The organism is Moorella sp. E308F (assembly GCF_006538365.1).
In the GTDB taxonomy this organism is placed as follows: domain Bacteria; phylum Bacillota; class DSM-521; order Neomoorellales; family Neomoorellaceae; genus Neomoorella.
Map to the genome: position 1 here is coordinate 269,128 of NZ_BJKN01000001.1, position 23,200 is coordinate 292,327.

Consider the following 23,200-nt stretch of genomic DNA (forward strand, 5'->3'; position numbering starts at 1 on the left):
TCTCTCCCCCGAAACTAGACTTTCTCATAGCAAAAGCCAGCCGTTTACTTTTTTATTTTAGCTCCGGCACGAACTCTACTGCTCCCCGGCCGGGTATTATTTCACCAACCACAAAAACCTCTCCCCCGGCGGCCTCTAAGCGCGCTTTTACCCTGTCAACGTCACCGGCCGCAACCACCGCCAGCATACCCAGGCCCATATTGAAGGTGCGGTACATCTCCGGTTCCGGCACTTTGCCGTTCTCCTGGATGAGGCGGAAAACGGGCGGTACCGGCCAGCTGCGCCGGTCCAGGCGCATGTTTACGTCCTTCGGCAGGATGCGGGGCGGGTTTTCCACCAGGCCGCCGCCGGTGATGTGGGCCAGGCCCTTGATTAATCCCTCTTTTATTAATGGCAACAGAGAGGCTACATATATACGGGTCGGCTCCAGCAATTCTTCCCCCAGGGCGCGGCCCAGTTCCGGCAGCTGCCGGTCCAGGGTGTAACCGGCTTCCGCCAGCAAAACCCGGCGGGCCAGGGAAAAGCCGTTGGAGTGCAGGCCGCTGGAGGCCAGGCCCAGGACCACCTGGCCGGGCCGGATGCGGCTGCCGTCCAGGAGCTCCTCCCGTTCCACGACGCCGACGGCGAAACCGGCCAGGTCGTATTCATCCTCAGGGTAAAAGCCGGGCATCTCGGCCGTCTCGCCCCCGTTCAGGGCGCAGCCGGCCCGGCGGCAGCCTTCGGCCACCCCGGCGACGATTTGGGCCACTTTTTCCGGCACCATTTTCCCTACCGCCAGGTAGTCCAGGAAGAAGAGGGGCTCGGCCCCATGAACCAGGATATCGTTGACGCACATGGCCACGGCGTCGATGCCGATGGTATCGTGGCGGTCCATGAGGAAGGCTATTTTCAGCTTCGTCCCTACCCCGTCGGTGCCCGCCACCAGCACCGGCTGCCGGTAACGGCCCGGTTCCAGGGCAAAAAGGCCGCCGAAACCGCCCAGGTCCCCCAGGACCCCCGGCCGGAAGGTCCGGCGGACATGCTCCTGCATCAACTCTACGGCGCGGTTGCCGGCGGTTATGTCCACCCCGGCGGCAGCATAGGTCAGGCCTTCGCCAGCCACTATTATGCACCTCCTTCCAGGCTGTACTTGGTCGCCTCCTCCGGGGAGGGGATGGGGATGGGATAGCGGCCGGAAAAGCAGGCGGCGCAGAAATTTTCCGCTCCCCGGCTCACGGAACGGAACAGCCCCTCCAGGCTCAGGTAATAGAGGCTGTCGGCCCCGACATGGCGGCGGATGTCCTCCAGGGAATACCGGGCGGCAATGAGCTCGCCCCGGGCGCTGGTATCAATGCCATAGTAACAGGGGTGCAAAACCGGCGGCGAGGCCACCAGCAGGTGGACCTCCCGCACCCCGGCCTGGCGCAGCATCTCCACAATCCGCCGGCTGGTAGTTCCCCGGACAATGGAATCATCGATGATAATAACCCGTTTATCTTTCAGAATTGACTTGATGGGATTGAGTTTCAAGCGCACGCCCAGGTCGCGCATCTCCTGGGTGGGCTGGATGAAGGTCCGGCCCACATAGCGGTTTTTCATCAACCCTTCGATAAAGGGTAAACCCGCCGCCTCGGCGTAACCGGCAGCGGCGGCAATGCCGGAATCCGGCACCGGGATCACCACGTCGGCCGCCACCTGGTATTCCCGGGCCAGATTGCGGCCCAGCTCCCGCCGCACCAGGTTGACAGTTTCGCCGTCCAGGATACTGTCGGGCCGGGCAAAGTAGACGTATTCAAAGATGCAGTGGGCGCTGTGGGGCGCCCGCCGTCCCTGGATGGAGTGCACCCCCTGACTGTCGATGACGACAATTTCCCCGGGCTCAATGTCACGGCAAAAAGCGGCACCCACGGTATCCAGGGCGCAGGACTCGGAGGCCAGCACCCAGGCCTCCCCCATTTTCCCCAGGCACAGGGGCCGGACGCCAAAGGGATCGCGGACGCCGATGAGCTTTTCCTCGGTCATCACCACCAGGGAATAGGCGCCCTCCAGCTCGTCCTGGCAGCGGCGCAGGGCCACCTCAATGGGCTCCTGGCTGTAGCGGGCGATAAGATTGACAATAACTTCGCTGTCGGTGGAAGACTGGAAGATGGAGCCCCTGGCTCCCAGCTCCCGCCTAAGCCGGTTGGCATTGGTCAGGTTCCCGTTATGGGCAATGGCCACCATACCCCGGAGGTAGCGGAAAACCAGGGGCTGGGCATTGACCAGGGAACTCGCCCCGGTAGTAGAATAGCGCACATGGCCGATGGCTACGCTACCCTTTAAAGCCCGGAGGTTGTCCTGGTTAAAAACCTCCGCCACCAGCCCCATGCCCTTGTGGACGGCAATTTGGCGGCCGTCGGCCACGGCAATCCCGGCGCTCTCCTGGCCCCGGTGCTGCAGGGCGAAGAGGCCGTAATAGGCCAGGCGGGCCACATCCTTGCCCGGGGCATAGATGCCGAAGATGCCGCACTCTTCATGCCAGGGCGACCGGTCCCAGGATAACTCCCTTTCCCTCACCGGGCCATCAAAGCCGGTATGCTCTCCCGCCATTGCTTCTCCATCTCCCCCAGGCTGAGATTAAACACCGTCCTGCCGTTTACCCTTACCGCCAGGGCCCGGCCGGCAGTACGGCCGATGACCGCCGCCGGCACGCCCTTCTCCCGGGCCATGGCCAGCACCCTGTCCCGGGCTGCCGGCGGGACCGCCAGCAACACCCGCGACTGGCTTTCGCTGAAGAGGAGGTAGTCCGGCCGGAGACTGCTTGCCAGTTCCACTACCGCGCCCAACCCGCCGGCCAGGGCACTTTCAGCCAGGGCCACGGCCAGGCCCCCTTCGGCGCAATCGTGGGCCGCCGTCACCAGCCCGGCGGCGATGGCCTGCCGCACAACTTCCTGGACGGCGGCTTCCCGTTCCAGGTTAAGGTCCGGCGGCCGCCCGGCCACCAGACCGTGGACAACGGCCAGGTATTCGCTGCCGCCTATCTCCGGGCAGGTCTCTCCCAGGAGAATGAGAACATCATCCTCACGGCGCCACGCCAAAGCGCAGCGTTTTTCAATATCAGCGATGAGACCCACCATACCCACCACCGGCGTGGGATAGATGGCCTCGCCTTCCGTTTCGTTGTAGAAACTGACGTTGCCGCCAGTAACCGGCGTCTGCAAAACCGCGCAGGCCCGGCTCATACCCACTACGGCCTGGTAGAACTGCCAGGCGACTTCCGGCTTTTCGGGATTGCCGAAGTTCAGGCAATCGGTAAGGCCCAGGGGACGGGCGCCTACACAGGAGAGATTGCGGGCTGCTTCAGCTACGGCAATGGCCCCGCCCGTTTCCGGATCCAGGTAGCAGTAGCGGCTGTTGCCGTCCACCGTCAGGGCCAGGCCCTTGCCGGTTCCCTTAATCCTTAAGATAGCGGCATCGCCGCCGGGTCCGGCCACCGTGTCCGTGCGTACCATGTAGTCGTACTGGCGGTAAACCCATTCTTTACTGGCTATATTGGGCGCCGCCAGGAGCTGCAAAAGCGTTTCCCCGTAATCCCCCGGCTCCGGCAGGCGGCTGAGATCCATATTTTGCAATTTATCCAGGTAAGCCGGCCGGCGCCGTTCCACCTCGTAGACAGGGCACTGGTCCGTTAAGGCCCGGGCCGGCACCTCGGCCACCACCCGGCCGCCCTCTTTAATGCGCATGATACCGTCGTCCGTCACCCGGCCGATAACCACCGCCTCCAGGCCCCAGCGCCGGCAGATGGCCTGGATCCTTGCTTCCGCGCCTTTTTTGGGCACCAGGAGCATGCGTTCCTGGGACTCCGAAAGCATCACCTCATAGGGGGTCATGCCCTCTTCCCGCCGGGGCACCAGGGCGACGTCGATTTCCATTCCCGTTCCGGCCCGGGACGCCATTTCGCAGGAAGAGCTGGTGATCCCGGCCGCGCCCATATCCTGCATGCCGATGATTAAATCTTCTTTAATTATTTCCAGGCAGGCTTCAATGAGAAGTTTCTCCCGAAAGGGGTCGCCTACCTGGACCGAAGGCCGGCGTTCTTCGGAGGCCTGGGTCAACTCCTCAGAAGCAAAGGTAGCGCCGTGGATGCCGTCGCGGCCGGTACGGGCGCCCACCAGCATGACGGCATTGCCCACCCCGGCGGCCCGGCCGCGGCGGATGTCTTTTTGCTCGATAAGGCCCACGGCCATGGCGTTGACCAGAGGATTGCCGGCATAAGATGGATCAAAATATACTTCCCCGGCCACCGTGGGCAGGCCCAGGCAGTTGCCGTAAAAGGCGATACCGGCCACCACGCCGTTCATAAGATAGCGGGTAACCGGGTCATTCGGGGGGCCGAAGCGCAGGGAGTCCAGGACGGCGATGGGCCGGGCCCCCATGGCAAAGATATCGCGGACAATGCCCCCCACGCCGGTGGCCGCTCCCTGGAAAGGCTCTATGGCCGAGGGGTGGTTGTGGCTTTCGATTTTAAAGACTACCGCCTGGCCGTCGCCGATGTCGATGATGCCGGCGTTTTCCCCCGGCCCCTGGAGGACCCAGGGGGCTTTGGTGGGAAAGAGCTTTAACACCGGCCGGGAGTGCTTGTAGCCGCAGTGCTCCGACCACATGACGGCAAACATGCCCACTTCCACATGATTGGGCTCCCGGCCCAGGATTTCTTTAATACGTTCAAATTCCTCGTCCTTAAGGCCCATCTGCCGGTAAACTTCAGGCTCCAAGGCGCTCCCCCCTCTGCCACCAGTCAACTATAGAAGCAAAAAGTTCCCGGCCGTCGGTACCGCCCAGGAGGCTTTCGGCGCAACGTTCCGGGTGGGGCATCATGCCCAGGATATTGCCCTCCCGGTTAACAATGCCGGCGATATTGCCCACCGAACCGTTGGGATTGGCCGCCGGCGTCACTTCTCCGTCCTGATTGCAGTAGCGGAAAATAATCTGCCGGTTGGCCTCAAGTTCGGCCAGGGTGGCGGCGTCGGCATAATAGTTACCTTCACCGTGGGCAATGGGAATGCGGACGACCTGGCCCTCCCGGAAGCGGTTGGTAAAGGGGGTGGCGTTCTTTTCCACCCTTAAATAGGTCCACTGGCAGCGAAACTGGAGGCAGTCATTGCGCCGCATGGCCCCCGGCAGGAGGCCGGCCTCCAACAGGATCTGGAAGCCGTTGCAGATGCCCAGCACCAGGCCGCCGGACCTGGCAAAGTCAATGACTGCCGGCATAATAGGGGCAAAGCGGGCGATGGCCCCGGCCCGGAGGTAATCGCCGTAGGAAAAGCCGCCGGGCAGCACCAGGCAGTCGTAACCGGCAACTTCGGTATCGCCGTGCCAGAGGTAGTCCACCGGCTGGCCCAGGACGGACCCCAGGGCGTGGTAAACATCCTGGTCGCAGTTGGAGCCGGGAAAGACGATAACGCCGAACTTCATGGTTGTTCCTCCATTTTATCTACCGGACTATACCCCACCGATCGCCGCGCCGCGCTCAAGCCTTGCCACCGGCGCCGGCAGGTTCTTCCAGGGTAAAGCGGTATTGTTCGATCACCGGGTTGGCCAGGAGCCGCCGGCACATCTCTTCCACCTGCCGCCCGGCTTCCTGCCGGTCGTCCAGGTCCAGCTGCACTTCCAGGTACTTGCCGACGCGTACCGCAGTTACCCCCTCATACCCCATGGCTTTGAGGCCGCCCATGACAGCCTCGCCCTGGGGGTCGAGGACGCCGGGTTTTAAGGTGACGTAAATTTTAGCCAGGAACATAACTATCGTCCTCCATATTTATTGCAACAGCCTCTCCACCCGGCTTAACACTTCTTCATAGGCGTCTTCAACGCCGCCCAGGTCGCGGCGGAAGCGGTCCTTGTCCAGTTTTTCCCCGCTGGTGCCGTCCCAGAAGCGGCAGGTGTCGGGAGAAATCTCATCGGCCAGGAGGACCTGGCCGTGGAAAAGGCCAAACTCCAGCTTGAAGTCCACCAGGACCAGGTCGGCCGGCTGCAAGAATTCCGTCAGCAGCTCATTAACCTTCCAGGCGCAGCTTTCCATTTCTTCAATCTGGCTTGCGGTGGCCAGCTCCAGGGCGGCAATGTGGTAGTTGTTAATCATGGGGTCATGGAGTTCATCGGATTTATAGTAAAACTCCAGCACCGGGCGCTTGAGGGGTGTCCCTTCCGCCAGGCCCAGGCGTTTGGCCAGGCTACCGGCGGCAATGTTCCGGGCCACAACTTCCACCGGGATGATATCTACCGCCCGCACCAGGAGCTCCCGGGGGCCTGTCTGTTCAATAAAATGAGTGGGGATGCCCCGGCGGGAAAGCATCTGGAAAAACAGAGCCGACAGCCGGGCATTGATCTCGCCCTTGCGGGCAATGGTGCCTTTTTTCAGGCCGTCAAAGGCCGTGGCGTCGTCCTTGAATTCTACCAGGTACTGGTCGGGGTCACCCGTGCGGTAGACCCGTTTGGCTTTACCTTCATAGAGCAGCTCTCCTTTAGCAGGCATGGATATTCCCCCTTATTCCAATCCCGCGCGGCGGAAAATGTAGTCCACGTGGCGCAGGTGGTAGTCGTAATCAAATAAAGCCTCGATTTCCTTCCGGTCCAGGTGAGCCATAATATCCTGATCCTTTAAGACCAGCTCTTTAAAGGGCTGGCGGGTCTGCCAGGCCTGCATGGCATTGCGCTGCACCCAGGCGTAGGCTGTCTCCCGCAAAACGCCTTTGTTCACCAAGGCCAGGAGAACCCGCTGGGAAAAGACCAGGCCGTGGGTGGCTTCAAGATTCCGGCGCATATTCTCCGGGTAGACATTGAGGCCGGCTATAATCTCGGTGAATTTGACCAGCATGTAGTCCAGCAGAATGGTGCTGTCGGGAATAATCACCCGCTCGACGGAAGAATGGGTGAGATCCCGCTCGTGCCAGAGAGCGATATTTTCCATGGCCGCCAGGGCATTGCCCCGCAACACCCTGGCCAGGCCCGCCACCCGCTCGCACATGATGGGGTTGCGTTTGTGGGGCATGGCCGAGGAACCCTTCTGCCCTTGAGCAAAGGGCTCTTCAACTTCTAAAATATCAGTCCGCTGCAGGTTGCGGATTTCTGTAGCCATTTTCTCCAGGGAACTGCCGATGACAGCCAGGGTGGTCAGGAACTGGGCGTGACGGTCGCGCTGGATGATCTGGGTGGAAACGCTGGCCGGTTTAAGACCCAGGCGACGGCAGACGTGCTCTTCCACCCGGGGATTGATATTGGCAAAAGTGCCGACGGCGCCGGATATTTTGCCGACACTGATAATTTCCCTGGCCTGTTCCAGCCTGGTTATATGCCGGTCTACTTCCATGACCCAGAGGGCCATTTTCAGGCCAAAGGTGGTGGGCTCGGCGTGGACACCGTGGGTGCGGCCGATCATCAGGGTGTATTTATGTTCCCGGGCCTTTTTGACGAGTTCGGACCGCAGTTGCCGCAGGCGTCTGAGGAGCAGGTCGGCGGCGTCCCGCATCTGCACCGCCAGGGCCGTATCCAGGACGTCGGAGGAGGTCATGCCCAGGTGAATATACTTGGAGGCGTCACCCACCTTTTCCGCAACGGCAGTAAGAAAGGCCAGGACGTCGTGGCGGGTGGTGGCTTCAATTTCATTGATCCGGTCAATGTCAAAATCGGCCTTGGCCTTGATCTCTTCCAGGGCGGCCGGCGGGATCTGGCCTAGCTCGGCCCAGGCTTCGCAGGCATAGATCTCAATAGCCAGCCAGGTGCGGAATTTGTGTTCTTGTTCCCAAATTTTCCCCATTTCCGGCAAGGTGTAGCGTGCAATCATTTTTTCCCCTCCCGTAAATAACCCTCGATGCCCAGCTGCGCCAGTTTAGCATCCCGGGCCGCCACTTCCCGGGCCAGCTCTTCTTTATAGGCCGCCAGGCGCGCCTTTAGCTGCGGGTCATGAACGGCGAGAATCTGGGCCGCAAGTATTGCGGCATTGGCCGCCCCGTCTATGGCTACGGTGGCCACCGGGATGCCTTTAGGCATCTGTACCATGGCGTAGAGGGAGTCCACCCCGCCCAGGGCCGCCGTCTTGATAGGAACGCCAATGACGGGCAGGGTGGTCACGGCGGCCAGGACACCGGCCAGGTGGGCCGCCCCGCCGGCGCCGGCGATGAGGACTTTGAGCCCCCGGCCGGCTGCATTGCGGGCGTATTCCAGGGCAGCATCGGGCGAGCGGTGCGCGGATAGGATCCTTACTTCATAAGGAATCTGGAAGCGCTCCAAGAAGCCTGCGGCCTGGGTCATAACCGGCAAATCGGAGTCACTGCCCATGACAATACCAACATGTGCCATGTTCATTAAATTTCTTCTCCTTCCTTATATTTTAGCATTTGTTTTATCATCCCCCTTTATCCTTTTTGCTGCCGCCCAATATACCTCTTGCCGGCCGGCAAACTAAAGAACCCAGGCCGGGGTAGGTCACGCAACACTGAAACCTACCCGCCTGGGTTTTTATCCCTCCGGTGTAGCACAAAATGTGCCTGTACCACTCGGACCTGGCCGCGAAATAACCTTCGCGCGGAACCCTGAGGTACACTTTCAGGCTGTAGCCAGGGCAATTTACGGTTGCCCGGTAGAAACTTGGGAGCCCTATTCCCCCAATTATACAGTCCGTTACCATATTTACTTTTCGACCCCATAATAACAAATGGGGTAACAACTGTCAATAAGCTTTCATGTTTTCCCACCCGTCTTCTGTTAGAAGGGCGCCGGCAAAAGGCATCCACCGTCTATTCCCTGGTGACCAGCACCTGCTGCCTGGTTTCTGACCAGTGGACCTTGTACCCCAGGGCCTCGGCGACATAGCGGGCCAGGAGGAAAACCCGATCGTAACGGTTCAGGAGGGCTACATCCAGGGGTTCCCGGCGGCCGTCGCGTTCCATTTCCGCGCGGCCGGGATAAAACTTCAGGATATGGCCGGCACTACTCAAAGTCACCGTTTGGCTGGCGGGGTCCCAGCCAATCCCCGCCTCGGGAACACCCAGGGCCATGGCCAGGTAGCGCAGGGGAACGTAGGTACGGCCGTTTTCCAGCAGAGGTGCGACATCCATCTCTTGCACCTGGCCGTTGCTGCTGCAACTTTTTTGCCCCAGGGTAAAGATGGCCACCGGCACGGCGCTTCCATAAATAGTAAAGGCGCGGCTCACTGCTTCCCGGCCCTGGCTGTAACAGGATAGACCGATAAGGAACCCCTCCTGCAAACCTTTCCTCAAGCGGCAAAAATTACGCTGCCCAAACTTATACTTTCTTAATATTTCTCCACCACTTTTATGTTTTAATATAAGGAGGTAGGGACAAACCCTGCTACATTTCTCAGGAGGTGCTTTGATGTTTCGTCGTCACAAGTTAAGATACTTGCTCCTCATCTTCGTCCTGGCCGCACTGGTGGTTTTTCCCCTGGTGGCCCAGGCCATGAACTACCCGGTACAGCCCGGCGATACCCTGTGGCTGATTGCCCGGCGTTTTGGTACCAGCATAGAGGCTTTAAAAAGCAGCAATAATTTAAGCAGCGATATTATTTATCCGGGCCAGAACCTTTATATCCCCGATGGGGCTGCAGCAAATACCCCCGACTACACCCCCCTGAAAAAGCAAATTGAGGAGTATCTGGCCGGCCAGCCGGGAACTTACGGCGTCTTTTTTAAAGACCTTATTTCCGGCCAGTCCTTCGGCATCAATGCCGATACACGGCTGCCTGCTGCCAGCACGGTAAAGCTGCCGACCGTCCTGTTTATCAATCACCTGGTCGCCCAGGGCAACCTGGACTGGCAGCAAAAGCTGACCTATAACAGCGCCACCGACTACCAGGGCGGCAGCGGCATCCTGCAGTTCAGTGTCAAAGATGGGGACAAGCTTACCTTAAGAACCTTAACCACCATGGCCATTACTACCAGCGACAATATTGCTTACAATATGCTGCGCAACTTTGTCGGCAAAGGCAGTATTGCCAGTTTTATGCGGAGCCTAGGTGGCCAAACCGTCTTTCCTGACGGCCAAAACTTGAGTACGGCCCGGGATATGGCAACCTATGTCCAGGCCGCCCTGGACTTTGCTAAAGTCAACCCCGACGGCCGCCGGCTCCTGGACGATATGGCCAACGGCATTTATAACGAAGGTATCCCCTTGATGATACCCGCAGGTGTTACCGTGGCCCACAAGGAAGGGTTCATCTGGGGCAGCCCGGCTGATGTCGGAGTAGTATTCGGCTCCCGGCCCTTTATTATCACCGTCCTCTCCCAGGGAGTCGAAGATCCTGACAAGGGCTTTGCCAATATAGCCACCATCACGAAAATGATGTACGACTACCAGGAAAACCTAGCCCGGAATTAGTAAGAGAGAAGTTTTTAAGGGCGACGAGAAATTTTTAGGTAAGCGCTAGCGAGAAGGATACAAAAAATATACATCGAAAATATTAGTTAGTACACAATGAAAAAAATTTGTGCACTTAACGGTTAATTGTTCCCATTGTAAACTCACATTAAGGATTCTGCTGTAATCACCCCGCCTCGCGTCGCCCGGCGATTCCCGGGCGGATTGAAGGAAAGAGGAAATGTAACTCTGTAAAGATTTGTACGGGCCTAAAAATGACGCCATCCGTAAATCATTGCCGGTCGTGAGGAGGGCGGTAACAATGCCGGTGCTGAGTTTGAGCGAAAGAGTGGAAGATCTCCAAATAAAAACGAAGATGGAAAAAGAGCTTCTCCAGAGACTGTTAAACTCTTTTTCTTATGCCACAAAGATGTTTTCCGCCATAACAGATTTAGAAGGCAATTACCTTCTCTCCTCCGAACAGGGTGATTGCGAGTTCTGCCAGCTGGTTAAATCGAGTCCATGTGGGATGGCGCGTTGCCGTAGCTCTTATGCCTGGGCCGGAGAACAGGCCCTCAAATGGAAAGAGCCCTATATTTTTAAGTGCCATGCCGGCCTTATCTCTTGGGTCTGCCCTTTTTTCTACAGAGACAAACATATCGGGAATTTTATCTGCGGCCAGGTGATGATGTGGCAGCCAGCCGAATTCTGTCATCACTGGATCAGGGAACTAGCGGGTGAGATAGGGCAGGACCCCGACATTTTATTGCATTCCTTAGACAGGGTTAAGTCGGTGACATCGGTAGAGATACAGGCCGCGGCCGATCTGGTGTTTATCATTGCCAGTTACGTAGCCAGGAGCGAGGGCGAGATCTTTGACTTCCAGCAAAAATTACGAAGGGTCGGTTCCTGGATATGGGCGGAAAACAAGAAACAAAAGGTTGCCGGGAGCCGGTCCATCGGTGGCAACACAGAGCAGGATCTGAACAAACTAGGGAACCATATTTTTATCGAAATCAGGCGAGCCAATATCGACAAGGCTAAAAAGCTGCTGGAGCAGCTAGTCCTGCAGATTTTTATTCAGAGCAAAGGGCAGCTGGAAGTTATCAAAGGACGCAGCCTGGAGCTTCTGAGTTTCTTCATCCGCACGTCCACCGAATACGGGGTAAAGTTCGGGGAAGTAATCCGCTTGAGCGATCTGAAACTGAAGGAGTTAGATGAAGCCGACACCGTGGAGAAGGTCGTCCTCTGGCTTCTGGCAGTGGGAAACGCCTTCATCGAGTTGATCGCGGCAAAGAACTCGAGCGAGGGAGAGGACATTATCAACAGAGTTGTCGATTATATCCAGAAAAACTATAGTTCCGAGAGCCTCTCTGTTAAAGAAATCGCTAGAGCCAGCTACATTAGCCCGGCATATCTGGGTCAGCTATTTAAAAAGAAGATGGGCTATTCCCTCAAAGAGCACATCAACAAAGTGAGGATTGAGGAGGCGAAGCTCCTGCTCAGGCAAACCGAGCAGACCATCGAGTCGGTAGCCATACAGACAGGATTTAAAGAGCGCAGTTATTTCTGCAAGGTTTTCAAGAAAATCACCGGCTTGAGCCCCAACGAGTACAGGAGGAAGAATTTCTTTCCATTGGCCTGAATCCCAAAACTGCCCGTGCGAACACCGCACGGGCAGCCAGTCCTTCCCTTTCAACAGGCACAATCCCTTTCCCGCTCATTGCTCCGGCTCACCAGAGATTGGGCGATACTAATGGCCTCACGGGCTGAGCTGGCGTAGGCATCCGCCCCGATGGACTCCGCAAATTCCCTCGTCACAGGCCCTCCCCCAACCAGCACCCTGACGCTCTTGCGCAGGTGGTGCTTCTCCAGGGCTTTGATTACCCTGGCCATTTCTCCCATGGTTGTGGTCAATAATGCCGACATAGCCAGGATTTCCGGGCGGTGCTGCTCCACCGACCTGACAAATTCCGCCGGCGAGACATTCACACCTAGGTCGACAACCTCAAACCCGGCGTAACTCAGGGACAGAGCCACCAGGTTTTTCCCGATGTCGTGGATATCCCCTTCCACAGTGCCGATGACTATTTTCCTCCGCTTATGCAGGCCTTTTTTAATGTAAGGTTTCAAGGCGAACAGACCGGCCTCTATGGCGTGGGAAGCGTTGATGACATCGGGGATATAAAAATCTGCCCCCTGGTATTTATCCAGGGTCTGGACGGTTGCCGGTATCATAGCCTCCTCCAGGATCTCGTCGGCGCTCATACCAATCTGCAGCCCCGAGCTAATGGATTTCAATACGCCATCGGCATCTCCCCTCAGGATGGCAGAAATGATATCCTGGAATATTTGGGCACGACCGCTCAAGGTATCACCGGCTTTCCTTTTTGTTCCTTTTATTAATAAATTATACACGACAATTCACTATAAATTAGCCACAACTTGTTGCCTTTTTTTCATGATCTTAAATATTATCATAAAGTATAATGCAAGCAAGAACCCAAGAAATGGTTCTGAGGGATCTAAAACTATCGAAAAGGGTGTGATAAGCGTAGTTGACTTATTATTTTAAGTTTAACACAATTTTATCGTTAAAGAAAGCTGGATTAATCCATACCGGGTTTGGAGGTGGCAGCCGATGCTCATTGTAGGAGAATTGATCAACACCAGTCGCAAACCGATTAAAGAGGCAATTGAAAAAAAGGATGCCGCTTACATTCGCGACATCGCGGTGCAGCAGGCGCAGGCCGGAGCGGATTACATCGATATTAACTGCGGAACGATGGTTCACAATGAACCGGAGATTATGGCCTGGCTGGTCAACACTGTGAAGGAAGCAGTGGACGTTCCCCTGTGTATCGACAGCCCCGATCCCCAGGTACTGGCGACGGGATTGAAGCTGGCGACAAAAGGCCGGCCTATGTTAAACTCCATCACCGCGGAACCGGATCGGTTTGAGGCAGTTTTGCCCATCATTAAAAGCTTCAATGCCAAAGTTGTGGCCCTCTGCATGGATAACGACGGGATACCCTCCACTGCGGAAAAGCGAATCGAGATCGTCAAGAAGCTGGTAGAAGACCTGACAGCAGCCGGGGTTGCGAGGGACGACATCTATATCGACCCGCTGGTAAAGCCCCTCAGCACCAACGACCAGGCGGGGTTGGAAGTGATCGAAGCCGTCGGCTTTATCAGGCAGGCTTACCCCGAGGTGCACATTATCTGCGGTCTCAGCAACGTCAGTTTCGGGCTGCCCAACAGGCGGGTCATCAACCAGGTCTTCATGGTGCAACTGATGACCGCCGGTATGGACTCTTACATCCTGGATCCGCTGGACAGGGAGATGATGGGCTTCTTCCACGCCTCCAGGGCGCTGCTGGGGAAAGACCCTTTCTGCACCGGCTACCTGAAGGCCCACCGCAGCGGGTTGTACAGGCGTGACTGATAGCGGCCGTGCCCGGTATCCCGGCAATAATACCGGCCGTATCCTCTTCCCATTACGTCTCAATTAACAATCATTAAAAAAGGAGGATTTGCCACGATGGCCAGCTTTGAAGAACTGTCACAGGCGGTATTCGAGGGTGATGAAGCACAAGTGGTGGAATTGACTAAGAGCTTGTTGAGCGGCGGAGCGGAACCCCTGGAAGTGATCAACAGGGGCCTGATCGCCGGCATGGACAGGGTCGGTGTCCTGTTCAAGAACAACGAGATGTTCGTACCGGAGGTCCTAATGTCGGCCAGGGCCATGAACGCCGGGGTGGAGGTGATCAAGCAGAGCCAGCGAGCCTTTGACATGCCGTCCATCGGGAAAATTGTGCTGGGAACCGTCAAGGGTGATCTGCACGACATCGGTAAAAACCTGGTGGGTATGATGTTGGAGAGCGCTGGTTTCACGGTTTACAACCTGGGGGTGGACATCGACCCGGATAAGTTCGTAGAGGCGGTAAAGAAATACCAGCCGGACATCGTGGCCATGTCCGCCCTGCTGACCACCACCATGATGAACATGAAGTCAACCATCGATGCTCTGGTCGCCGCTGGGTTGAGGGAACGGGTGAAGGTAATCGTCGGCGGGGCGCCTATCAGCCAGGATTTTGCGGACGAAATCGGAGCGGACGGATATGCCCCCGACGCCGCTTCGGCCACCGAACTCTGCAGGCGGCTGCTTGAGTAAGACAGCCGGCCGGGTTGACCTGTCGATGCAGGAAGCCCGGTCGGCAGCCCGTGGTAAAGCCAGATGACCCCCACGGAACCCTGGATTAATTATTATGGAGGGAGCCATAATGGATTACAAGCCTGTTAAAACCTTCAGTGAACTGGCGGTCAAATCCCTTGATGATTTCGTCTACGGGATTGCGCCCCATCCCGTGAAAGCAAAAAACGGTATGGTGATCGGCGGAGGGACTGTTTACCCCGAGATCAACATGACCCTCCCACCGATGAATATTGAGGAAAGCACCATGCCCGAAGTCAGAAGGCAGTATGCGGAGATGATTGAGGGGATTTTAAAGCGGGCAAAGGACCTGTACGCGCCAGGCATCATCGTGGAACTGGAACTGCTCCCAGAGGCTACCATGAAGCCCGAGTGGGGCATCGAAATTAACAAGATCCTGCGGGACAAGATGCACGAGTATGAGGATAAGTACGGGTTAAAAAGCCTCCTGAGGTGTACTCCCAACGACACCAGGGAGATTCTGAGGCCGCCGCTGATGAAGCGGGGCGAACTCCTGGAAAACATGTTAATCACCTTTGAGAAATGCGCCGAGGACGGGGCTGATATCCTGTCCATCGAGTCCACGGGCGGTAAGGAGGTCCACGATGAAGCGCTTGTCACCTGCAATATCAGGAAGGCCATCTTTGCCCTGGGTGTCCTGGGGGTCAGGGACATGCGGTTCCTCTGGTCCAATATAGTCAGGATCGCCGAACGAACCGGCACTATAGCCGGTGGAGATACGGCATGCGGGTTTGCCAACACCGCCCTCGCCCTGGCGGAACAGGGAATGATCCCCAGGGTGTTTGCGGCAGTGGACAGGGTGGCCACCATCCCCAGGAGCCTGGTGGCATTCGAAATGGGTGCCATCGGGCCTGATAAGGACTGCGGCTATGAGGGGCCATATATGAAAGCCATCGCCGGGGTACCCATTTCCATGGAAGGCAAAACGGCGGCATGTGCCCATTTAAGTGCCATCGGCAACATCGCCGCCTGTGTGTGCGACATGTGGAGCAACGAATCCGTCCAGAACGTCAAGCTGCTGAGCGCTCCGGCACCCGTGGTATCCACGGAACAGCTCATCTACGACTGCCGGCTGATGAACGAAGCGGCGGCGGACGGGCGCAGCTTCGCCCTGAAGATGCGGGACTGGCTGGCCGCCTCCGATTCCAGGCTGGATCCCCAGGCCTACGTCCTGAGGCCGGACATCGTGCTGGAGATCAGCCAGGAGCTGGTTAAGGAAAAGGATGCTTTCGTTGCCACCAAAAAGGCGGCCACCCTGGCAGTGGAGGTCATCAAGCGTGGCCTGGCCCGGGGTGAAGTTCAGGTGCCCCCCAGAGAGAAGAAGTGGCTGGATATCATCAGCACCCAAATCGAAACAATACCCGACGACGGGGAAAAGTTCTGGTACGAAATACAAAAAGAACTCGATCTTAAAAAATGGCGGCCGGAAGAATACGATCTAGAAGTAACCACTGCCTAAGCAGCTTCCGCCTGGAACCAGGGGCGGGAATCTCAGGAAATTCATGGAAGGAGGGCGCTCCTGAACATGGAGAACCTTAAAGCGCGGCAACGCCCGCCTCCCGGCTTTGGCGCTTATCCCTATATGTTCCGCGCCACCTCGTAGGCGTCCCAGATGGCTCCCATAATGTTCCGGGGTTCCCGGGAGTCGCCGATGAGATAAAGGCCAGGCATCTTGCCCATCAGGGCGCGGTAAAGTCCCTGCTCGGGCGTAAACCCTGCCGCCACGACTACCGTATCGGCAGGGAGGGTTGTTCTATGGAAGGATCTGTCAATCAGAATAACGCCCGCGTCAGTTACCTCTAGCAGGCCGGTACCGGTTCGCCATTCCACCCCTTGATAGCGGAGCATCTCTATGAGCATGATCCGGTTCATATAGGGCACGGGGAGGCCGGCCCGCATCAGGTCGTCCAGGATCTCAATTATCGTCACCTGCTTGCCCTGCCGGGCCAGCCAGAGGGCGGTTTCGCACCCGGCCAGCCCGCCGCCGATGATCACCACCTTAGCGCCGGCCTGCTTTTTGCCCAGCAGAATATCAGTTGCCGTGCCTACCTTTTCTTTGTCAATGCCGGGGACGTCGGGCATGGCCGGTTTGGAGCCGGTGGCCACAACAACGGCGTCGGGGTTTTGCTCCAGGACCAGTTCCGGGGTAACTTCCCGGTTCAGGTTGATCTCGACCTGCAGTTCCCGCAGTTCGGTTTTATACCATTCCAACAGGCGCGCGTCGTCTTTTTTGAATTCCGGCACGGCGGCAGCGATGACATGGCCGCCCAGTTGATCACTCTTTTCGTAAAGGGTTACCTGGTGTCCCCTCAGGGCGGCCACCCGGGCCGCCTCCATGCCGGCCACGCCGCCGCCGATAATCATTACCTTCCGGGCCGAACTTGCCCGCTCGATGCCGTACTCTTTTTCCCGGCCGCAGGCAGGGTTCACGGCGCAGGACAGGGGCCGGCCCAGGAAGCCCCGCCCCAGGCAGCCGTCATGGCAGCCAATGCAGGGCCGGATCCTGTCAACCCGTCCCGCTATTACTTTGCTGGCCCATTCAGCATCGGTTAACAGCCCCCGGCCGATGGCTATCATGTCCGCCTTGCCTTCAACCAGGGCCTGCTCGGCCAGTTCCGGTACTTCCATCCGGCCGGCGACGATCACCGGGACCTTAACCGCTTCTTTTAGCTTTTGGGTTAAAGGCAGGTAACAGCCGTGCTCTTGATAGAGGGGCGGGTGGGCCCAGTACCAGGCGTCATAGGAACCGGCGTCGGCGTCAAAGCCGTCGTAACCTGCTGCTTCCAGGATCCTGGCGGCCGCCAGCGCTTCTTCCACGTCGCGGCCTTTTTCGGTAAACACTTCCCCGGGCAGTCCTCCCTGGCGCCAGTCCTTGATAAAATTCTTGATGCTGAACCTTAGGAGGACGGGGAACTCTTTCCCCACCCTCTTTTTAATCTCCTGCACTATTTCGATGGGGAAAGTGAGCCTGCCCCGCAAGTCGCCGCCGTATTTATCCGTGCGGCGGTTGAACAGGGCGATGGTGAACTGGTCGAGGAGATAGCCCTCATGCATGGCATGAATCTCTACCCCGTCAAACCCGGCCTCTACGGCTATCTCGGCCGCCTCACCGGCCCTTTTGACCAGTGTTTCGACTTCCCTGGTTGCCAGCTCCCGGCAAGTTATAGCCGGTTCCCAAAAATTAGGAATGGCTGAAGGGGCAACGGGTTCTCCCGCCAGCATAACCGGCGAGGCCACCCGGCCAAAACCCATACCCAGCTGCAGGAATATCCTGGTTCCATAGGCGTGTACCCTTTCCGTCAGCTCGCCTGCCGTGGCGATAAAGTGAAAGGGGTTTACGGATATGTTGGGTACCAGCCCGGGTTTGAAGGGTTCGATTTCGTTTTCAATCTTGGTGACACTGGTGATGATTAACCCGGTGCCCCCCCTGGCCCGTTCAATATAATAATCTATGGCTCGCTCTGAAAAGCAGCCGTCCGGGGTCACCAGGCCCAGGACACCCATGGGGGCCATGGCAATTTTATTCTTTACTTCTACCTTACCTATCTTAATGGGTTCAAAAAGTCTGGTATAGGCTGCCACAATAATTAACCTCCTGCTTTTATCCAGTTAGTTTTGGTACTCACGATAATTATTGTGCACCAATACCAGCCATTTATAAGCCCTTTCTTTTTTATTCGCCCGACTCCTTGTCCCACCGCAAGCCACGGTAACTGGGGTGACGCAGGCGGCCGTCCGGCGTCTGTTCCAGGTACTCCACGGTACAGACCAGGCGCGGTTCCACCCAGCGGGGCCGGGTCAGGCCCGGCACGGGTTCTCCAAAGGGCGGCGGCACCGGCTTGAGTTTTTTTAACTCCGCCAGCAACCTCTGTTCTTCTTCCCGGTCAAAGCCGGTGCCCACCTTGCCCCGGTAGGCCAGGCGCCCCTGCCGGTAGGTGCCCAGAATGAGGGCACCTAAACGTCGCCCGCCGGTCCCGGGCTCGTACCCCACAATGATAAATTCCTCCTGGCGGGTATGCCGGATTTTGCGCCAGTGGGAGGAACGCCGGCCGGGAAGGTAGGGGCTGTCTTTGGCCTTGGCCATGACTCCCTCCAGGCCCTGCCTGACGCAGGCCGCAAAGAAGGTGGTGCCGTGGGTCTCAATAAAGCTGGAGATAACCAGGTTGTCCCCCGGCCGCACGGCTTCCTGGAGCAAACCTTTACGCCAATACAGGGGCCGGGGCATGATGTTTTCGCCCCAGCAGTAAAGGAGATCGAAGGCGACAAAAACGGCCGGGTTTTGCCGAGTGGCCTGCCGGATTTTCAGGGGGTCGGCCAGTCTCCCCCTGGCCTGGAGGCGGCTGAAGGAGGGTCGGCCTTTCTCTCCCGGGATAATTATCTCCCCGTCCAGGACCGCCGGCTGCATCCTGACCCACCGGTGCAGGCCGGCCAGCTCGGGAAAAGCCGGGGTGATGTCCAGGAGGTTGCGGGACTGGAGGATAGTTTTCCGGTCCAGGTAAGCCAGGCAGCGGTAACCGTCCCATTTCACCTCATAAATAAAGTCGGGGGAATCAAAGGGACGGCCGGCCACGGCCAGCATGGGCTTGATTTGAAATACCGGAAGCCGGCCGCCATTCTCCCCCGTCATGAGGTCTTGCGCCGCCGGCGGAGTTTCTTTGCTTCTTCATCCCCGGCACCGGCGGCCTTTTCCTGTTTGGCCAGTTCAATGCTGGCCTTCAGGGCTTCCATCAGATCGACCACTTTCCCTGTTGCGGGCCGCGCCGGTACCGCCACCTCTTTACCGGCGACTTTAGCTTCGATAATCTCCAGGAGGGCCTGCCGGTACGCGTCGGTATATTTCTCCGGCTCAAACCGGGCCGCCAGGTTGTTAATCAGGGTGACGGCCATTTTGACCTCATTTTCATGGAGCTTGACCTCAAAGTTTAATTCCGGCAGCTGCTCTGCCGCCCTGACCTCCCGGGGGTAAAACATGGTGTGCATTACCAGGGTCCTGCCGGAAACCCTTACCGCCGCCAGGGATTCCCTGGTCCTTAAACTTACCCTGGCTATGGCGATTTTTCCTGTAGCCTCCATGGCCTGCCGCAGCAGGGCATAGGCTTTCTGCCCCATCTCGCCTGGTACCAGGTAATAAGCCCTGTCAAAATAAATGGGGTCAATCTCCTCCAAGTCGACAAAGTCGAGGATGTTAATGCTCCGGGTTGTATCCTGGGGAATTCCTTCCAGGTCTTCCTCCTGCAAAATTACATACTTGCCCTTTTCGTATTCGTAGCCCCGGACGATCTCCTCCGGGGGAACCTCTACCTGGCAGTAGGGGCAGTATTTGCGGTACTGGATGGGCGTCCTGCACCTGGCGTGCAGGTAGTTGAACTTGAGATCGCTGCTTTCGGTAGCTTTATAGAGTTTTACCGGCACATTGACCAGGCCAAAGCTTATCGCGCCTTTCCAGAGGGGGCGCACGGCTCTCACCTCAAGGTTTCCAGCGGTAACCCGGGCCGCTCCCGGCACCAGCTACCTTTGCGCCCCGGGCTTTGCCTGTAGTATCTCCGCCCGGCAGGCAGGCAATACGCCGGTGTGGGCCAGTTCCAAGAAGCTCGTTGATGCTGGCTTCAAAGCCCCTTCCCCTAACGGCGGCATGAACAACAGTTGGCTGAAGGCAGGCTATCAGGTAGTTAAGTAGAAATCACTTACTTAATAAGGAGCCTATGGCCAAGGCTCCCTTTAACTATACCGGCCTGCGGGGTTTATTTGTTTCTTTCAAGGCAGGCCAGCCAAAAATGCGCGCCAGCTGGCTGTATATCCACTTGGATTCCTTTGTCAGCAAGGGCCCTAGAATGGCCAGAAACAACACATATAAGGCTGCGAAGGGTTGTAGCACCGGCAGTAACCCGCCGGTCTTTGCCAGATTGGCGAGAATGATGGAGAATTCCCCGCGGGGGGTAATGGTAAGCCCGATATTGGTACACCCCCGGTACGAATAACCGGCCATCCGCCCGGCAAGAATACCGGCAAGAAAATTACCTGTTAATGTTGCCGCGACGGCAGCCAGGACCGGCCCGACGGCGCCTCCCAGGGTTAAAGGGTCGATGCTCAAACCGAAGCTGAAAAAAAACAGGGCCCCGAAAAAATCACGGAACGGCACGACAATATGCTCGATGCGGTCGAGATGGTCTGTCTCGGCCAAAATTAAACCCACCAGCAGGGCGCCAATAGCTTCCGCCACATGGATAGTCTCGGAAAAACCGGCTACCAGGGTGAGGAAAGCGAAGACCATGAGCATAAAAACTTCATCGGAAGGAACGTTAAACAGCCTGTTAATTAACGGTGCCAGTTTGCGGCCGGCGAGGATTAAGCCCAGCATAAATCCCAGGGCAAGGGAGGTAGATTTCAACACGCTCGCCGGTGAGGCCGAACCTGTAAGGACCAGACCGGAAATGATGGATAGATACACTGCTACGAATACGTCCTGGAATAACATAAGCCCCAGGATCATCTCGGTTTCCGGCCGTGCCGTTCGTTTTAGGTCAACCAGAACCTTGGCAACGATGGCGCTTGAGGAAATAGAAATAAGCCCGGCTACCACCAGGGTTTCCCGCAACGGCCAACCCCAAATTATAGGTAGAACCATGCCCAGGGTAAAATTTATGGCAATATAGATGGACCCGCCCACCAGTATAGAACGGCCTGCCTTTAATAATCTCCCGACGGAAAACTCTAGACCGAGGCTGAAAAGGAGAAAGAGTATCCCTACCCGTCCCATAAAATCTATTAAAGGCGCGCTTTTAATAAAGCGAAAATCCAGGATGCCGATTACCGGCGCATGGGGGCCTACCACCATACCGGCAAGGATCAAGAGCGGTACAATAGAAACGCGGAACCTGGCGGCAAGGATTCCGGCAAAAGCTGCGATAGCTAATGCCAGCCCGATTTCAAGGAGCACCTGTTCGGGCATAACTATATGCCCCCGTGCAAAATCAGCTCTTTACACGCCTTTACCTGCTTCCTGTCCCCTAAAACTACAATGGTTGCTCCCGGGGTGATGATTTCTTCCGGTCCCGGGTTAAGGACTTTTTCGTCTTTTTTAATTATAGCTATAATAGCAGCGCCAGTTTTCTTGCGGATTTCTAAATCTCCGATAGTTTTCCCTATTGATCGGGCATCCTTCTCCACTTTATACCATTCAAAAACCATGTCATCCAGGGCCATTTCAACCGTTTCCAGTGCTTTTGGCATGTAGGCCATACCGCCGAGAATACCTGCCACACGGCGCGCTTCCGCGTCATCTAGAGTGACCATGGAGATGCTTTCCTCCGGGTCATTATTATCAAAATGATAAATCTCCCGCCGGCCATCATCATGTACGACAATAACTATCTTATCCCCGCTGCGAGTCTCTATTTGGAATTTTTTGCCGATACCGGGGAGCTCGGTTTCCTTTATCGACATGTAACTTCCCCCTTGCTTATAATTCACCGCGGCTTTATTTCATTTTAACATAAACCTTCCGGTTGCCAAAGCTAAGCATACCCTGCTGCTTTATATGGCCAGTTCTAACAGGGGTGTTAAATCATTGGGGTGCTCCAGGAGGCCCCGGTACAAGTCGCCCCATTCTTCCAGGCGGCGCCTGATGGTATGGATATTGAAATCTCCGGGGGCAATCTTCTTCTCCGCCACTTCTTCCCAGGTCAGCGGGGTGGAAACCGGGGCCCCGGGTAAAGGCCGCAGGCTGTAGGGAAAGGCCATGGACCGCCCCCGTACATTTTGCAGGTAATCCAGGTAGACTCTACCCTCACGCTTCTGGATAAGGTGTTCGGTGGTAGCCTTTTGCGGGTAAACTTCAACAATCAGTTGCGCCAGGTACCCCATGGCGGCCGTGATTTCCCGGAAGGTCCAGCGGGGATAAAGGGGAATGAAAATATGCAGGCCGCTGGCGCCTGAAGTTTTGGGGTAGCCAGTGAGGTGGAATTCCTTTAAAGCCTGGTTGACCAGGAGGGCGATTTCCAGCACATCAGCAAAGGTTGCCCCTGCCGCAGGATCGAGATCCATGACAGCGATATCCGGGTATTCCAGGTGGCTGGCGCGGGAGAGCCAGGCATGGACCTCGATGCACCCCTGGTTGGCCAGCCAGGCCAGGGTTGCTTTGTTATTGCAGAGAACGTAATTGATGGTTTTATCGCTATCGGCGTGGTAGACGGGCAGGGTCGCCACCCACTCCGGGGCATAGGCAGGGCACTCTTTCTGGTAAAAAGCCTCCCCTGTAATGCCGTCCGGGTAGCGCTTCAGGACCAGAGGGCGGTCCCGCAGGTAAGGCAGGATGACAGGGGCCATGTCGACATAATATTCGATGAGATCAAGCTTGGTCAGCCCCTCCGGCCAAAAGATCTTGTCCGGGTTGGTCAGCAGGAGCTGCTGTCCCGGCAAGCGGGGCCGTATATAGGGCTCAATGTTAACCCGCGGTCCTGTTGTCGTTTCCCGGTCCATATCCCTGCCGCCACCCCCTTTACTCCCGGGCTGCCGGTAGTATTCCCTACCTCGGTTAAAGTTCATTCGGGCGCATCAGGGGCCCATTAATATCATGGGTTATGCTAGAGCCCGGGTAAAAATTTGCCATAATGACGGGAACCATTGCCTCCCTTC

21 protein-coding genes and 1 riboswitch are annotated in these 23,200 nt (G+C 57.1%); of the genes, 5 read left to right on the forward strand and 16 right to left on the reverse strand.

Annotated features, from left to right (window positions below; all coding sequences use genetic code 11):
* Window positions 1–52: 52 nt before the first annotated feature.
* The 9 genes from purM to E308F_RS01290 form a co-directional block, all read right to left on the reverse strand.
* Complete coding sequence (gene purM, locus E308F_RS01250) at window positions 53–1,105, reverse strand: phosphoribosylformylglycinamidine cyclo-ligase (protein WP_141262873.1); 1,053 nt, start codon at window positions 1,103–1,105, stop codon at window positions 53–55.
* Window positions 1,105–2,568, reverse strand: a complete 1,464-nt coding sequence (gene purF / locus E308F_RS01255; protein ID WP_141262874.1) for an amidophosphoribosyltransferase — start codon at window positions 2,566–2,568, stop codon at window positions 1,105–1,107. The genes purM and purF overlap by 1 nt, the downstream gene beginning before the upstream one ends.
* Window positions 2,532–4,733, reverse strand: coding sequence for a phosphoribosylformylglycinamidine synthase subunit PurL (gene purL / locus E308F_RS01260; protein ID WP_141262875.1), 2,202 nt, complete (start codon window positions 4,731–4,733; stop codon window positions 2,532–2,534). The genes purF and purL overlap by 37 nt, the downstream gene beginning before the upstream one ends.
* On the reverse strand, window positions 4,723–5,433 hold the full coding sequence (gene purQ / locus E308F_RS01265) for a phosphoribosylformylglycinamidine synthase subunit PurQ (protein WP_141262876.1): 711 nt from the start codon (window positions 5,431–5,433) through the stop codon (window positions 4,723–4,725). The genes purL and purQ overlap by 11 nt, the downstream gene beginning before the upstream one ends.
* 55 nt (window positions 5,434–5,488) lie before the next feature.
* Window positions 5,489–5,758, reverse strand: a complete 270-nt coding sequence (purS, locus tag E308F_RS01270) for a phosphoribosylformylglycinamidine synthase subunit PurS (RefSeq protein WP_141262877.1) — start codon at window positions 5,756–5,758, stop codon at window positions 5,489–5,491.
* Between the two features lie 18 nt (window positions 5,759–5,776).
* Entirely contained in the window at window positions 5,777–6,493 is a 717-nt protein-coding gene (purC, locus tag E308F_RS01275; RefSeq protein WP_141262878.1) for a phosphoribosylaminoimidazolesuccinocarboxamide synthase, read from the reverse strand.
* A gap of 12 nt (window positions 6,494–6,505) precedes the next feature.
* Window positions 6,506–7,801, reverse strand: a complete 1,296-nt coding sequence (gene purB / locus E308F_RS01280) for an adenylosuccinate lyase (RefSeq protein ID WP_141262879.1) — start codon at window positions 7,799–7,801, stop codon at window positions 6,506–6,508.
* Window positions 7,798–8,322, reverse strand: coding sequence for a 5-(carboxyamino)imidazole ribonucleotide mutase (gene purE, locus E308F_RS01285; RefSeq protein ID WP_141262880.1), 525 nt, complete (start codon window positions 8,320–8,322; stop codon window positions 7,798–7,800). The genes purB and purE overlap by 4 nt, the downstream gene beginning before the upstream one ends.
* Window positions 8,323–8,550: 228 nt before the next feature.
* A riboswitch (purine riboswitch) is annotated at window positions 8,551–8,653 on the reverse strand.
* 100 nt (window positions 8,654–8,753) lie between these two features.
* Complete coding sequence (locus tag E308F_RS01290; protein WP_216364425.1) at window positions 8,754–9,236, reverse strand: copper amine oxidase N-terminal domain-containing protein; 483 nt, start codon at window positions 9,234–9,236, stop codon at window positions 8,754–8,756.
* Between the two features lie 115 nt (window positions 9,237–9,351).
* On the opposite strand from E308F_RS01290, the gene E308F_RS01295 reads away from it, so the two are divergent.
* Together E308F_RS01295 and E308F_RS01300 are read left to right on the forward strand one after the other, a co-directional pair.
* Window positions 9,352–10,353 carry a serine hydrolase gene (locus tag E308F_RS01295; RefSeq protein ID WP_141262882.1) on the forward strand — a complete coding sequence of 334 codons (1,002 nt, stop codon included), beginning with the start codon at window positions 9,352–9,354 and terminating at the stop codon, window positions 10,351–10,353.
* A gap of 301 nt (window positions 10,354–10,654) precedes the next feature.
* Window positions 10,655–11,977 carry a PocR ligand-binding domain-containing protein gene (locus tag E308F_RS01300; RefSeq protein WP_141262883.1) on the forward strand — a complete coding sequence of 441 codons (1,323 nt, stop codon included), beginning with the start codon at window positions 10,655–10,657 and terminating at the stop codon, window positions 11,975–11,977.
* Window positions 11,978–12,027: 50 nt separating this feature from the next.
* Here the strand turns inward: E308F_RS01300 and E308F_RS01305 are convergent, their stop codons facing one another.
* Window positions 12,028–12,702, reverse strand: a complete 675-nt coding sequence (locus E308F_RS01305) for a corrinoid protein (protein WP_141262884.1) — start codon at window positions 12,700–12,702, stop codon at window positions 12,028–12,030.
* Between the two features lie 271 nt (window positions 12,703–12,973).
* Here E308F_RS01305 and E308F_RS01310 point away from each other — a divergent pair, with 271 nt between their 5' ends.
* The 3 genes from E308F_RS01310 (at window position 12,974) to E308F_RS01320 (ending at window position 16,025) form a co-directional block, all read left to right on the forward strand.
* Window positions 12,974–13,777 (forward strand): methyltetrahydrofolate cobalamin methyltransferase, encoded by an 804-nt coding sequence (locus E308F_RS01310; protein ID WP_141262885.1) that lies wholly within the window; start codon window positions 12,974–12,976, stop codon window positions 13,775–13,777.
* 96 nt (window positions 13,778–13,873) lie between these two features.
* Window positions 13,874–14,506: a cobalamin B12-binding domain-containing protein gene (locus E308F_RS01315; RefSeq protein ID WP_141262886.1), complete on the forward strand. Its 633-nt coding sequence runs from the start codon at window positions 13,874–13,876 to the stop codon at window positions 14,504–14,506.
* Between the two features lie 109 nt (window positions 14,507–14,615).
* Window positions 14,616–16,025 (forward strand): methyltransferase MtaB domain-containing protein, encoded by a 1,410-nt coding sequence (locus E308F_RS01320; protein WP_141262887.1) that lies wholly within the window; start codon window positions 14,616–14,618, stop codon window positions 16,023–16,025.
* 119 nt (window positions 16,026–16,144) lie between these two features.
* Here E308F_RS01320 and E308F_RS01325 read toward each other — a convergent pair whose 3' ends face one another.
* The 6 genes from E308F_RS01325 to ligD (E308F_RS01350) form a co-directional block, all read right to left on the reverse strand.
* A complete protein-coding gene (locus E308F_RS01325; RefSeq protein ID WP_141262888.1) occupies window positions 16,145–18,151 on the reverse strand; it encodes an FAD-dependent oxidoreductase in 2,007 nt (668 codons plus the stop codon).
* An 88-nt stretch (window positions 18,152–18,239) separates the two neighbouring features.
* The gene (ligD, locus tag E308F_RS01330) at window positions 18,240–19,193 is read right to left on the reverse strand and encodes a non-homologous end-joining DNA ligase (RefSeq protein WP_216363865.1); all 954 of its coding nucleotides are present in this window, start codon (window positions 19,191–19,193) and stop codon (window positions 18,240–18,242) included.
* Window positions 19,190–20,023, reverse strand: a complete 834-nt coding sequence (locus tag E308F_RS01335) for a Ku protein (RefSeq protein ID WP_141262889.1) — start codon at window positions 20,021–20,023, stop codon at window positions 19,190–19,192. Before E308F_RS01335 ends, ligD (E308F_RS01330) begins: the two co-directional genes overlap by 4 nt.
* A gap of 265 nt (window positions 20,024–20,288) precedes the next feature.
* Window positions 20,289–21,515: a cation:proton antiporter gene (locus tag E308F_RS01340; RefSeq protein WP_141262890.1), complete on the reverse strand. Its 1,227-nt coding sequence runs from the start codon at window positions 21,513–21,515 to the stop codon at window positions 20,289–20,291.
* 2 nt (window positions 21,516–21,517) lie between these two features.
* A complete protein-coding gene (locus tag E308F_RS01345; protein ID WP_141262891.1) occupies window positions 21,518–22,009 on the reverse strand; it encodes a cation:proton antiporter regulatory subunit in 492 nt (163 codons plus the stop codon).
* 90 nt (window positions 22,010–22,099) lie between these two features.
* A complete protein-coding gene (ligD, locus tag E308F_RS01350) occupies window positions 22,100–23,044 on the reverse strand; it encodes a non-homologous end-joining DNA ligase (protein WP_141264061.1) in 945 nt (314 codons plus the stop codon).
* Between the last annotated feature and the right edge of the window lie 156 nt (window positions 23,045–23,200).